The following is a 12,992-nucleotide window of genomic DNA, read 5'->3' on the forward strand; positions in this document are numbered from 1 at the left end:
GCCCTTGCCCAGTCCGGTGCGGGAGCGGGGACACTGACGTTCGGGCAGAGCACGAGCATCGTGACCCTTGACCCAGCCTATGGTGCGTTCACGGGCTACCCGTCCGGTTATGAGGCGGCGCTCTGTCTCTACGACCGCCTGCTCGACTTCGACGCTCAGATGAATATCGTGCCGCAGCTGGCCGAGAGCTATGAGATGGCAGGCGACCTGATGTCCTGCAAGCTCACGCTCCGGAAGAACGTGACGTTCCACGACGGCTCCGCCTGCGATGCTTCCGCCGTGAAGGCGAACATCGAGCGGATGATGGACAAAACCCGCAACCCGACGAACCGGCCGCTTTGGGACCCGATCGACGGGGTGGATGCTCCCGACGCCGCCACGGTGATCGTCCGTCTGAAGACGCCCTTCTCGCAGCTGCCCAACACCTTGGCGCACGGCTCAGGCGCCATCGTCTCGCCGGCTGCCATCGGGAAGCACGGGGATAAAGGCATTGCACAGAACCCCGTCGGTGCCGGGCCGTTCAAGCTGAAAGCATTCTCTCCCGGACAGGAGCTCACTCTCGAGGCCTTCGACGGCTATTGGGGCGGGGTTCCCAAGACGAAGACACTCGCCTTCAAGTTCATCGCGGAGCCTGCGACCCGGATCAGCGCGCTGCGAACCGGCTCCGTCGACGTGATCGACGCGGTGCCGGTCGCCCTTGTCGACCAGCTCCGACGGGATGCGAACCTCCAGGTCGTCACAAGCCCCGGCTTGAGGCCGATCGGTTTCGCGATCAATCTTGACCGGGAGCCGCTGAAGAACCTCAAGGTCCGCCAAGCACTCAACCTCGCGGTACCGGTGGAGACGATCGCTCAGAAGGTGTTCTTCGGGCTCGCCAAGGCGCCCGACTCCCCTCTCGCATTCAACACGACCGGCTACCGGTCGATCTCGAAGCTCGTCTACGACCAAGCCAAGGCGAAGGCTCTCCTCGGCGAAGCCGGGTTTACAACAGCCAATCCGCTCAAGCTGAACCTGTTCGTCTCGGACGGCCTCTTCCCGGGCGATGTGTCTGTCGCCGAGATCGTGGCGAGCGCACTCAAGCAAGTTGGCGTTGACGCGACCATCACCAAGGTCGAGCGCGGCGCCTACTGGGACGCCCTCCGGCAAGACCGGGCGAACGCGAAATGGGACATTGCGATGTTCGGGTTCAACCCGTCCAATGCGTCAGGCCTGTATCATCTCGCCTCGCTGTTCAAGTCGAATGCGGACGACGCCGGCCGACCCGACGTGTGGAACATCGGCCGCTACCGCAATCCGGAGGTCGACCGGCTTCTCGAGGTGGCCGACAAGACGCCCGACGCAAAGGGGCAGGCCGACGCGCTTGGCAAAGCACAGGAGCTCATCTGGGCCGACACACCCTACATCTGGCTTCAGATCAACGAGAACGTCTCGGCAGCCCGCATATCCGTCGCCGGTCTCGAAGTTTGGCCGATCGTGTTTACAAACGTCCGTCGTTCCACCGTTTGACACAGGGGGCCGCGGGTTATCCAGCCCGCGGCCAATCATATACGATGCTGCGTTTCATTGCCTTTCGCCTTGCCCTCATTCCCGTTGTCGCGTTCGGTGTAATCACCATTCTGTTCGTGATCTTCAAGTCCGTTCCGGGAGACGAGGCAACGATGGTTGCCGGTGCGACGGCAACCCAGGCCGAGATCGACCAGATCCGCATTCAACTCGGCCTCGACCGGCCGCTGTTCACCCAATACGCCGCCCACATGGGACGGCTCGCGACCGGCGATCTCGGCTACTCCTCGACCTTCCGCGGCAACCCGCTGCCGCACATTCTCGACCGGGTGCCCGCCACCCTCGCCCTCATGGCGGCCTCGATCCTGCTGACCGTGCTGATCGGCATACCGGCCGGCGTCGCCGCTGCGGCGAGCCAGGGCCGCTGGCCCGATCTCGTGATCTCGTCGGTCGTGATCGGGCTGCTGGCCATTCCGAACTTCTGGCTCGGAATGGTGCTGATCACCGTTCTGTCCGTGGAGCTGAACTGGCTTCCGAGCTTCGGAGCGGCCGGGCCGCTCTCGCTCATCATGCCCACCATTGCGCTCTCGGCGCGCCTGATCGCCCTCGTGGCGCGCATGACGCGCGGCGTGGTCATCGAGGAGATGCGCAAGGACTACGTGCGCACGGCCCGGGCCAAGGGACTCTCGGCGAAGGCCACCCTGTCGCGCCACGTGCTGCGCAACGCCCTGATCCCTACCGTCACGGTGATTGGCCTCCAGGCCGGATACCTGCTCGGCGGATCCGTGGTGGTGGAGCGGCTGTTCGCCTGGCCGGGCATCGGCGACCTCCTGCTCGCCGGCATCAACGTCCGCGACTACACCCTCGTGCAGGGCATCGCGGTGCTGTTCGTCGCAGGGTTCCTGCTCATCAACCTCGTCGTGGAAATCCTCTACGTGTTCATCAATCCGAGGATGCGCTATGTCTGAACTGGTCCTCGACACCGCCCCGCCCCGGCCCCGCCGCGCCCGGCGCAACCTGTTCCTGATCCTCGGCATCGCCGTTCTGGCGCTTCTCGTGGGCGTGGCCATCCTGGGGCCCGCCCTCGCCCCCTACGACCCGACCGAGCAGGATCTGCTGGCGCTCCTGGAGGGCCCGTCCGCTGCCCATTGGCTCGGCACGGACCAGGTCGGGCGCGACATCCTCTCGCGTCTGATCGTCGGCGCGCGCCTGACGCTGATCATCGCCCTCGCGTCCGTCGCCGCATCCGGGGTACTCGGCATCGCCCTCGGCCTGGTGGCAGGCTATTTCGGCGGCGCGATCGACCGGGTCGCGACCGCCCTGATCGACCTCCTCCTCACGATCCCGAGCATCGTGCTGGCGATCGCGGTCGTCTCCGTCGTGGGCGCGAGCGCCACCGGGCTGACGGTGGCGATCACGGCGAGCTTCGTGCCGCCCCTGGCGCGACTGGTGCGCGGCCGCGTCCTGGAGCTGCGCGAGGAGGATTACGTCAGCGCCGCGCGCACCATCGGCATGAGCACGAGCCGCCTTCTCGTGCGCCACGTCCTGCCGAATGCGGTGAGCGTGATTGTCATCGAGCTGAGCCTTCTTGCCGGACAGGCGGTGCTCGTGGGCTCGGCGCTCGGCTTCCTGGGGCTCGGCGTCCAGCCTCCGGACCCGGAATGGGGCTCCATGCTCGGATCGAGCCGCGAGTTCCTGGAGGTCGCGCCGCATCTCGCCATGGCGCCGGGCCTCGCCATCACCCTCGCAGTGTTCGGTTTCAACATGCTCGGCGACGGGCTGCGCGACCGCTTCGATCCCAATCTCGTTCTCTAGAGGCCTCTATGCTCGACTTCGGTGTCATCGATATCCACGCTCACATCTTTCCGCCCCTCGCTGGCGCCTGCGGATTCAAGGATGTTGAGACGCATCGCCTCCATCAGCAACGCTCCATGCATGTTCATGGCAATCAGCCCTATCGACGGTGGCGCGACAACGCGGTCACGCAGCTGCGCCCTCTCTGGTCGCCCGAGGATCCCTCCGAAGCCGGGCGTGCGACCGATGTCGACTTCCGCGTCGGGCGCCACGGGCGGTTCGAGTGGACCAAAGACGGTGAAGAGTACTTTGTACAGTTTCTTCCCCCCTACATGGACGACCTCTCGGCCCCGGCAGAAACCATCGTGCGGCAGATGGACTATGCAGACATCGCCACTGCGGTTCTTCAGAACGACCACATCTATGGCAACCTTGCCGAGGATTTTGCCTCGGCGAGCAAGGCCCATCCGGGACGCTTCCTGGGCCTGGCTCAAGTGGAGGAGGCGTTCGCCTTCGAAGACAGCGAGATCACGCGTCTCGTCGATCACTTCGACCGACTCGGCATGGCGGGACTGTACTTCACCACCACTGGGCTGTTTCGGAACGGGTACCGGACCCTGCCGGACGATCCTGTCTACGATCCCCTGTGGCAGGAAGTGGCCAAGCGAGATCTTCCTGTGTTCTGGGTCCACTCGGCCAACTCGCCGATCGGCACGTATGAAGACGAGATGCGCCACCTGACGCGTATCGTGGAGCGGCATCCCGCACTGCGCCACGTCCTGGTCCACGGCGTTCCAACGGCCCTCTACGCGGACGCGGATGACCTTATCGCCCTGCCCCCGCTCCTCGACCGGCTGCTGCGCGAGGCGCCCGTCTTCGCCGAGCTCCTTTACCCGATCGGCTGGGGCGGGCGCATGGCCTATCCCTATCCGCGTGCCGTGAACCACGCCCGGCAGCTCGTTGAAACCTACGGCAGCAACCGGTTCATGTGGGGCTCCGACATGCCGAACGTGGAGCGTTACTGCACCTATGCGCAGTCGCTGAACTATCTCGCGGACCATGCCGACTTCCTGTCGGCGGAGGACACGCGACGGATCTTCAGGGACAATGCGCTGTCGCTGTTTCCGCAGCGGGCCGTCATAGCTCTCGCAAACGGGGTGGGCTAGGCCATGAGCCAGCCTGTTCTTCGCGTCGACGGACTGACGCTGCGGATCGAGACCACGGCCAGGGCTTTCGATGCGGTCCGAAACGTCTCGTTTCACGTCGACAGGGGCGAGACGTTCGCCATTGTGGGAGAGTCGGGGTCGGGAAAATCGCTGACAGCTCTCTCGATGACGCGGCTGCTTCCTGGCAACACGATCCGTCCGGTCGCTGGTTCCATTGCTTTCGACGGGAAGGAACTGTCTCACCTTTCCGAGGCCGAGCTGGAGCGACTGCGCGGCGACCGCATTGGCATGGTATTCCAGGAGCCGATGACATCCCTTAACCCATCCATGAGGGTCGGCCAGCAGGTCGCGGAACCGCTCGAGCTGCACAAGGGCATGTCGCGGGTGAACGCAATGGCGCGAGTGGAGGACTTGTTCCGCAAGGTTCGGATCTCGGAGCCTGCTCGCCGGCTGTCTGAGTATCCTCACCGGATGTCCGGCGGCATGCGCCAGCGAGTGATGATCGCGCTCGCCCTCGCCTGCGATCCAGACCTAGTGATCGCCGATGAGCCAACCACGGCGCTCGACGTCACCACCCAGGCTCAAATCCTATCGCTGTTCAAGGACCTGCAGCGCGAGACCGGCGCAGCCGTGATCCTCATCACCCACGACCTCGCGGTGGTGGCCGAGAACGCAGGGCGTGTAGCCGTGATGTATGCTGGCGGGATCGTGGAGGAGGCTCCGGTGGAGCCCTTGTTCAACGATCCGCTCCATCCCTATACGCAGGGCCTTCTCGCCTCCATCCCCCGCGTGGGTCGTCGGCACGGCGTAGCCCGTCGAGCACCGCTGCCGGAGATCAAAGGCGCAGTCCCACCCCTCTGGGCGCTTCCCCCCGGCTGCACCTTCGCTCCGCGCTGCCCGGGTGCCACAGAGAGGTGTCGGCTTGAGCGTCCGACGCTCACGCAGGTCGCGCCCGGCCGGCGTGTCGCCTGTTTCCACACCAATGCGCAGGAAACGGCATGGACACGCTGACCCGCCCCATCGTCTCCGTCGAGAACCTTCGCAAGCGCTTCGCCGTCAGCCGCGGCATGGCCGGGACAGCGTTCGTGCATGCGGTCGACGGCGTATCGCTCCACGTGATGCCCGGCGAAACTCTTGGCATCGTTGGCGAATCCGGCTGCGGGAAGTCGACAGTCGGCCGCCTGATGATGCGTCTCATCGAACCCGATGAAGGGTCGATCCGCATCGATGGAACAGATATCGCCCACCTTCCGGAGCATCGGGTCCGCCCTCTACGGCGTAAGATCCAGATGGTTTTTCAGGATCCTTACAGCTCCCTCAATCCCCGAATGCGCGCCGGCGACATTGTGGGAGAACCGCTGGCCGTCCACGGTGTCGCTCAAGGCCGAGAATTGAAGGAACGCGTTGAAGACCTGTTCGCACGTGTCGGTCTCCGGAGCGACCAGATTGACAACACCCCAAGCCAGTTCTCGGGAGGTCAGCGCCAGCGGCTGGCGATTGCTCGCGCACTTGCTCTTGAGCCGTCCGTGATCGTGGCCGATGAGCCTGTCTCCGCCCTCGACGTGTCCATTCAGGCGCAGGTGGTCAACCTTCTGCTCCGCCTGCAGGCCGAACAGGGAATGGCCTATGTGTTCATCGCCCATAATCTCGGCATTGTGCAGCATGTCAGTGACCGCATTGCCGTCATGTATCTAGGTCGCTTGGTGGAAACCGGACCGTCCGACACCGTATTCGAGGAGCCGAGACACCCTTACACGCAGGCTCTTCTTGCCGCCGTTCCTGAAATCCGCCCCCATCGGGCTGGCTCATCATCCGTCCCGGTCATAGGAGATGTGCCGAGCCCTATTTCGCCACCGAGCGGGTGCCATTTTCATCCACGCTGTCCCCTCGCCAATGAGCGGTGTCGCCGCGAGATCCCCTTGCTCCTTCCCGACGACAGCGGCAGCTCCGCCGCCTGCCACCGTGTTGAGGAAGGCATCGCATAACCATCAAACGAGTTGGATAATTCAGTCATGACGCCCGAAGAACGCCTCGTATCACTCGGCATAGACCCTCCGCCTGCGCCGCAACATGTCGCCAACTATACTCCCTACAAGAGAGTGGGCGATCTACTTTTCCGGTGATGTCACGGTAACTTTTGGTGAGCGGCCTGTGGCTTATGAGCCGCGGCATGACCAATCCCATCAGCTACAAGCGCCACCGGTTTCCGTCCCAGATCATCGCCCATGCGGTCTGGCTGTACGTCCGGTTCCCTCTGAGCCTGCGGCTCGCGGTTGAGATGCGGCAGGAAGTGCGTGGCGATGAAGGTGAGATCATCGAGCGGAAAGCCGGTGGCCTGCCTCAGGGCGCAGACGATGGCGCGCTCCTCGTCGGTGGCCTTCCAGGGCAGCTTGTGCGGCCGGCTGGAATGGTCCTGGCAGTCCTGTGCCCCGCGTTTGCGCCACCTGCGGATGGTCTCGGTGCTCACGCTGAAGCGCTGGGCCAGCGCGGCGGATCAACAGCTTCGGCGTGATCGAGACCCTGGCCGACGCCAGGCTGGCCAAAGGCATCCCTGAGCATGTTCGTTGCGATAATGGCCCTGAGATGATCGCCCGGGCTCTGCCGGAATGGCTGGCCCAACTCGGCACCCAAACGCTATACATCGAGCCCGGCAGCCCGTGGAAGAACGGGTACTGTGAGAGCCTCAACGCGAAAATTCGAGACGAATTGCTGAAAGGAGAGATCTTCTACACCTTGGACGAAGCAAAGGTGATCATCGCGAGCTGGCACCGGCATTACAGCACGGTGCGCCTGCACTCATCCTTGGCCTACAGGCCACCCGCACCAGAGGTCTTGCTACCGGCTTCCAAGCTGGCGCCCCGACCAACCCTGAATTAACATCACACCCGGATCACTCGCATGAGGAAGGCCACATGGCTGTTTGTGCCTGCTGGGCGATGTTCGATCAATGCGATCCGGATCGTGCCGCCGACAAGCTCCCTTGAAGCCGCCCAGGGGAGCCTGGCGCAGGAACTTCGAGCGATGCGTTTCTTCGCGCGCCCGATCCGAGCAAGGATCAGGCGCGCAATCGAGTCGATCCCAATCGTTTTATTTGCGGGGCAGCAGGCGCTGGACCTCCCGCGCCGCGTCGGCGAGAGCCTCCTCAGGAGCCGCTTTCTGCTCGACCACGCGCGAGAGGTTATCCACGATCGTCTGGGTCACCTTCACGCCATTGGATCCCGGGAAGGCATACCACGGCATCATCTTCGGCATCTGCTCGAGACCCGCCTTGAAGAGCGGGTTCTTCTGGTAGAACTCGCCCAGGTACTCCGAGGACTTCGCGGCGAGCTCGTTGTTGGGAACATAACCTGTGCCGGGCACGACGACGGAAGCGCCATAAGGGCCAGCCGCGAACTTGATGAACGTCCAGGCCGCCTCCTGCTTGGCGGGGTCTTTGGTCAGCATGACGGCGGCATTGCCGCCCGTGGGCAGGCGTCCCTTCTCGGGCGACAGAAGCGGGATCGGAGCAGTCCGTAGATCGAACTTCTCGCCGACATTGTTGATCACGGTGCGCAGCGCGCCCGTGGTCTGGAAGGTGAAGCCGACCTTGCCGGCGACGAAAGCCTGCTCGCCGTTGCTCTTGGTGAGGACCGGCATCCCGCCCTCCTTCACCATACGATCGAGGAGCCGGATGGCCGCGAGGCCCTCGGGGCTGTCGAAGGCGACCTTCTTCTCGTCCGGCGCCAGCATGGTCCCACCGTTGCCGAAGAGAAGCGCGCTGAACATCCAGTCGTCGCCTTGCCAGCGGAAGTCGATGCTCTGAATGCCGTCGCCCAGTGCCTTGATCTTGGACGCGATCGCGATCACCTCGTCCCAGGTCTTGGGCGGAACATCAGGATTGGCGCCGACACGGCGGAGAATGTCCGCATTGTAGTACATGATCGGGTTCGAGGTCGCGAAGGCGAGCCCCGCCTGCTGACCGCCGAACTGCGCGAGCTTCAGGATGTTGTCGCTGAAGCCCTGCTCGGCCATGTTGCCGTCCTTTGCGACGAACGGCTTCAGGTCGACGGAGATCTCGCGCTCCGCCACGACCCTGAGGCGGTTGAGGCCGACGAAGGTTACGTCCGGCATCTCGGTGGTGCCCGCCTGGCGGAGGATCAGTTGCAGCCCCTCCTCGTAGGTGGGCGACGGACTGACGAAGTTGATCTTGATCCCGGGGTTCTCCTCCATGAACTTCTTCGAGATCTTGTCCATCACGTCCTTGAAGAAACCCGGCATTGGGTAGTGGACGTTGAGGGTCGTCTCGGCCAGCGCACCGCTGGCGAGTGAGGCGGCCACGGCCACCCCGGCAAGCATCGTCTTGATCCGGATCACGTCTTGTCTCCTTGTACGTGGATCGTGGTTTCGTGTGGTTGGTGCGTCAGCCCTTCAGCCCGGTGAGGGTGATGCCCTCGATGAAGCGCCGTTGGGCGAACAGGAACGCGGCCAGCAACGGCACCGTGACGACCACGGTTGCCGCCATCAGCGCTCCGTAGTCGTCCCCGGCCTCGGCGGCGCGGAAGAAGATCAGGCCGAGCGGCGGGGGGGCCATCGCGGTCTCGGTCACCACGATCTGCGGCCAGAACAGGTCGTTCCAGTGCGCCACCACGGAGAAGATCGAGAATGCGGTGATCGCAGGCCAGGCGTTCGGAACGATAACCCGCAGCACGATGCCGAACTCCGACATGCCGTCGAGCCGCGCCGCGTTGATCAGGTCGTCCGGTATCGCCCGGAAGAATTGCAGGAACAGGAAGACCCCGAAGACGGAGATCAGGAACGGTGCCGCCAGGGAGAAGTAGGTGTTGAGGGCCCCAGCCCCGCTCAGCGCCACGTAAATCGGCAGCGCGGTCGCATGGATCGGCACGAGAAGCCCGAGCATGATCGCGGCGACCAGTGCGCGGGCACCAGGGAAGCGCAACTTCGCGAGCGCATAAGCGCATGGCAGCGCGACCAGGACCTGCACGACGAGAATGATGGTACAGACGATGACCCCATTCATCAGAAGCTGCAGCATCGGCACCCGCGTGAAGGCCTTCGAGAAGTTCTCGGCAATGGCCCAGTGCTCCGGGATCAGAGACAGCGATGAGGAGAAGATCTCCTCGCGGGGCTTCATGGCAGTCGAAAGCATCCACACATAGGGTGCGAGGAAAGCCACCGCGCCGGCCGACAGGATCGCCAAGCGCAGGGCGCGGCCGGAAGTCCAGGATCGAGCTGTCATGTGTAGTGAACCCGTCGATCGAGGACACGGTACTGGAGCATCATCAGGACCATGAGGATCGCCAGGAAGACGACCGTCATGGCGGACGCATAGCCGACGCGCAGGTACACGAATCCTTCCTGGTAGATCGTCCAAAGCAGCACCTCGGAGGCGCGGTTCGGACCGCCTTGCGTCAGGGTCGAGACCGTCTCGAACACCTTCACCGCGTTGATTACGCTGATGGTCACGACGAAGAGGGTCGTAGGCCCGAGCATCGGCCAGGTGACAAGCCAGAACCTGTCCCAGGCCGTAGCGGCGCGATCGACTTCGGCTGCCGCGTACAACTCCCGTGGGATCGCGGTGAGCCCCGCCAGGAACAACACCATGTTGAAGCCGACCGCCTGCCAGACGCCGATGAGGGCAAGACTCATGAGGACGGTATCGCTGCCGCCGAGCCAGTTGGGTCCGGCGATCCCGATGAGGCGCAGGAGGCCGTTCACTGGACCGATCGTGGGGTGGAGGAGGTATTGCCATACGGTCGCCATGGCGACGAGCAGCGACACAACGGGCAGGAAGTAGATCGTGCGGAACAACGCCCGCCCACGCACCTCCGCCTCGATCAGGAGGGCTGCGCCCAGACCGAGCAGAACCGACAGCGGCGTCACGATCAGGGTGTAAGTCAGCGTATTGCCGAGCGAGATCAGGAACGTGCGGTCCTCGATCAGCTCGAGATAGTTCTCGAGGCCGACGAACCGGATGCCGTGATACCCCAGCTCGAAGTCGGTGAGGCTGAGTGCGACCACGGCGATGGTGGGCAGAAGGATGAGCAGGGCCAGAAGGGCCACGGCGGGGCCGGCCAGGCGCCATCCGGCGAGGGCTTCCAAGCGGCGGGCGGCGGCTGCCGGATCGGATGTCCCTGCCCGGATGCCCGCGGGAAGTGCGATGCTATCCATGGGCGGCCATCCTCATCGGAGGAGAGATCGACAGGCGCGAGCCGTCAGCCCCGAAGACGAGGACGTCCTCTTCGGCGGCCGCGATCGTAATGGCCTGCCCCTGGCCGAAGGCCGTCGCCTCGGCCGGCGCGAGTTTCGCGACCAATGACCCGCCGCCCCCCGCAGGTTCGAGAAAGACGAGGGTTTCGGAGCCGAGGAATTCGAGGCGCCGTACGGTGGCGCCCAGCCCCGCCTGCCCGGGACCACCCAGCGTCAGGGCCTCGGGTCGAATTCCGACCGTCACCGAGGACCCCGGGGTCGCGGTGATGCCTTCGGCGAAAAGCCTGCCGCCAATGCGCACCCCATGGGCCGCATCCACCTCGCCCATAAGGAGGTTGATCTGCGGGCTGCCGATGAAGCGGGCAACCTCGATATGCTGCGGGTTCCGGTAGACGCCCTCGGGCGTGTCGAGCTGGAGAAGGCGGCCACCCATCATGACCGCAACGCGGTCGGCCATGCTCAGGGCCTCCGCCTGGTCGTGAGTGACGTAGAGCGTCGTGACCCCTGCCCTCCGGTGCAGCTCGACGATCTCCGCGCGGGTATGGACCCGCAGGTTGGCGTCGAGGTTCGAGAGCGGCTCGTCCATCAGGAACGCGGCTGGGCTGCGGACGAGGGCCCGCCCGAGAGCAACACGCTGTCGTTGCCCGCCCGACATCTGCCCGGGCTTGCGGTCCAGCAGGTGGTCGATCTTGAGGCTGCGGGCCGTTTCCCGCACCCGGCTCTGGATGACGGTGCGGGCTTCCCGCTGGCCCGGCACGAGGCTTCCAATCCACGGCAGCCGCTGCCAGATCGTGAGGTCGCGCATTGCCAGGGGCACGGCGATGTTCTGTCCCGCCGTCAGGTGCGGGTAGAGGGCATAGGACTGGAACACCATGGCGACATCCCGTTCGGACGGCCTCATGGCCGTCATGTCCCGCTCGCCCAGCCAGACGCTCCCATGGTCGGGGTGATCCAGCCCGGCGGCAATGCGCAGGAGCGTTGTCTTCCCGCACCCCGAGGGGCCGACCAGGGCGACGAACTCGCCCGGCTCGGCTTCGATGGTCACATGACGAAGGATATGGTTGTCGCCATAGGCCTTGGAGATCCCGCGAAGAGCCAGCCCGCTCATGCTGCCGAAGCCTCCGTGGGAGCCGGCGGGTAAACCTCATGCAGCACATCGTCGATGACGAACGGCTTCAAGGTTCCCAAGGGAACGATTCTGCTCTCGACCGTAGAGCCAAGGGTGTGGATGGCAGCGCCGAGGAGCACCTCACCGACCGGCATGGTGACCATCGGTCCAACGGTGAATCCGGAGGCCGGTCCCCACACGCAGCGGAAGGGAGTGCTTTCGACGATCCGGGCGCGGTGCAGATGGCCACTGGCGATGAGTTCCACCCCATGCTCCGCAAACAGCGCGAGGAGACGACGCCGCGGTTCCGGACGCAGCCCCCAGTATCCGGTCTCACCCTCCTCCGGGTCTTCGACGAAGAGCGGCTTGTGCTTGAACACGAGGATCCGCCGTCCCGCGCGCGTGCGAAGCGTCTCCTCGAGCCACGCGAGCTGCTCGTTTTCCTCGGAAGATCCCGATCCGATGATCAGACTGTTGAGCCCGACCAGCCGCCATTCGTCGAGATCATGCATCCAACGATCCGGACCGATAATGCGACGCCAACGAGACAGCCGCTCCCCGTCGACGGGCTGCCGTGTGCCTGGCAGGTCTCCGATGTCGTGATTGCCCGGCACGCACAGCGTCGGATAGCGCAGATCACGCAACATCTCGCGGCAATGGATGAGGTCCTCCTCAAAGTCGGCCCCGTCGACGGTGAGGTCGCCCGTATGGACGACGAGATCCGGCTTGATGGCATCGACCCAGTCCACCAGAGGCTTCCAGTTCGCCTGGAAATGGGGCTTCATAGGACTGAGATGTGTGTCGGTGATCTGGATGATCTTCACGTCCGCCTGCCTCCGGTCATCATGCATGGCTATGTCAGCGGTGGCTTAGGTGACGTTTGTGACAGGCTCTTCATGGTTTTATGAAGATTGCATGTCGAGCGCCGTGCCATCCATTGTGTGCGAACTTACCAATGACGGAGAGATCAATCGGAGAGACGCCTATCTCAAGGCGTGGAGGACTGCGTCGGGTCTTGGTTGTGTCAAAACGCTTTGGGAGAAGTCGGGTTTCCTACCACTGCTTGCCTTGTTCCGCCGCCCGCTTTTTTACACATTGGGTAATCGCAGAGCGAGTCGCCCTCAGGCCAGACGGTCATTGCATGGAAGAATGGGTGGTTGTTCCCCGATAAGATGGAATAACGGGCTCTCGACTGGACGCCAGGCCCAAGCATC

11 protein-coding genes and 3 pseudogenes are annotated in these 12,992 nt (G+C 64.2%); 8 read left to right on the top strand and 6 right to left on the bottom strand.

The window, feature by feature from the left end; genetic code table 11:
• Window positions 1-60: 60 nt before the first annotated feature.
• From RE429_RS21070 to RE429_RS21100, 7 genes and pseudogenes are all read left to right on the top strand, one after another.
• Window positions 61-1,506 carry an ABC transporter substrate-binding protein gene (locus RE429_RS21070; RefSeq protein ID WP_414475307.1) on the top strand — a complete coding sequence of 482 codons (1,446 nt, stop codon included), beginning with the start codon at window positions 61-63 and terminating at the stop codon, window positions 1,504-1,506.
• Between the two features lie 44 nt (window positions 1,507-1,550).
• Complete coding sequence (locus tag RE429_RS21075) at window positions 1,551-2,471, top strand: ABC transporter permease (protein ID WP_414475308.1); 921 nt, start codon at window positions 1,551-1,553, stop codon at window positions 2,469-2,471.
• Window positions 2,464-3,318 (top strand): ABC transporter permease, encoded by an 855-nt coding sequence (locus RE429_RS21080; RefSeq protein ID WP_414475309.1) that lies wholly within the window; start codon window positions 2,464-2,466, stop codon window positions 3,316-3,318. Before RE429_RS21075 ends, RE429_RS21080 begins: the two co-directional genes overlap by 8 nt.
• 8 nt (window positions 3,319-3,326) lie before the next feature.
• The gene (locus RE429_RS21085) at window positions 3,327-4,463 is read left to right on the top strand and encodes an amidohydrolase family protein (RefSeq protein ID WP_414475310.1); all 1,137 of its coding nucleotides are present in this window, start codon (window positions 3,327-3,329) and stop codon (window positions 4,461-4,463) included.
• Window positions 4,464-4,466: 3 nt separating this feature from the next.
• Window positions 4,467-5,474, top strand: a complete 1,008-nt coding sequence (locus RE429_RS21090; protein WP_414475311.1) for an ABC transporter ATP-binding protein — start codon at window positions 4,467-4,469, stop codon at window positions 5,472-5,474.
• Window positions 5,471-6,448 (top strand): ABC transporter ATP-binding protein, encoded by a 978-nt coding sequence (locus tag RE429_RS21095; protein WP_414475868.1) that lies wholly within the window; start codon window positions 5,471-5,473, stop codon window positions 6,446-6,448. Before RE429_RS21090 ends, RE429_RS21095 begins: the two co-directional genes overlap by 4 nt.
• A gap of 185 nt (window positions 6,449-6,633) precedes the next feature.
• Window positions 6,634-6,729, top strand: a pseudogene (locus tag RE429_RS21100) (IS6 family transposase); the annotation flags it as partial.
• On the opposite strand, the pseudogene RE429_RS21105 reads toward RE429_RS21100, so the two are convergent.
• Window positions 6,730-6,930: pseudogene (locus tag RE429_RS21105) on the bottom strand (IS481 family transposase); the annotation flags it as partial.
• Window positions 6,931-6,950: 20 nt separating this feature from the next.
• On the opposite strand from RE429_RS21105, the pseudogene RE429_RS21110 reads away from it, so the two are divergent.
• Window positions 6,951-7,340 (top strand): annotated as a pseudogene (locus tag RE429_RS21110) (integrase core domain-containing protein); the annotation flags it as partial.
• Window positions 7,341-7,550: 210 nt separating this feature from the next.
• Here the strand turns inward: RE429_RS21110 and RE429_RS21115 are convergent.
• The 5 genes from RE429_RS21115 to RE429_RS21135 form a co-directional block, all read right to left on the bottom strand.
• Entirely contained in the window at window positions 7,551-8,798 is a 1,248-nt protein-coding gene (locus tag RE429_RS21115) for an ABC transporter substrate-binding protein (RefSeq protein WP_414475869.1), read from the bottom strand.
• A 64-nt stretch (window positions 8,799-8,862) separates the two neighbouring features.
• The gene (locus tag RE429_RS21120; RefSeq protein ID WP_414475312.1) at window positions 8,863-9,699 is read right to left on the bottom strand and encodes a carbohydrate ABC transporter permease; all 837 of its coding nucleotides are present in this window, start codon (window positions 9,697-9,699) and stop codon (window positions 8,863-8,865) included.
• Complete coding sequence (locus RE429_RS21125; RefSeq protein WP_414475313.1) at window positions 9,696-10,631, bottom strand: carbohydrate ABC transporter permease; 936 nt, start codon at window positions 10,629-10,631, stop codon at window positions 9,696-9,698. Before RE429_RS21125 ends, RE429_RS21120 begins: the two co-directional genes overlap by 4 nt.
• On the bottom strand, window positions 10,624-11,778 hold the full coding sequence (locus tag RE429_RS21130; protein WP_414475314.1) for an ABC transporter ATP-binding protein: 1,155 nt from the start codon (window positions 11,776-11,778) through the stop codon (window positions 10,624-10,626). Before RE429_RS21130 ends, RE429_RS21125 begins: the two co-directional genes overlap by 8 nt.
• Window positions 11,775-12,602, bottom strand: a complete 828-nt coding sequence (locus RE429_RS21135; protein ID WP_414475870.1) for a metallophosphoesterase family protein — start codon at window positions 12,600-12,602, stop codon at window positions 11,775-11,777. Before RE429_RS21135 ends, RE429_RS21130 begins: the two co-directional genes overlap by 4 nt.
• Between the last annotated feature and the right edge of the window lie 390 nt (window positions 12,603-12,992).

The organism is Microvirga sp. M2, assembly GCF_047497095.1.
Lineage (GTDB): Bacteria > Pseudomonadota > Alphaproteobacteria > Rhizobiales > Beijerinckiaceae > Microvirga.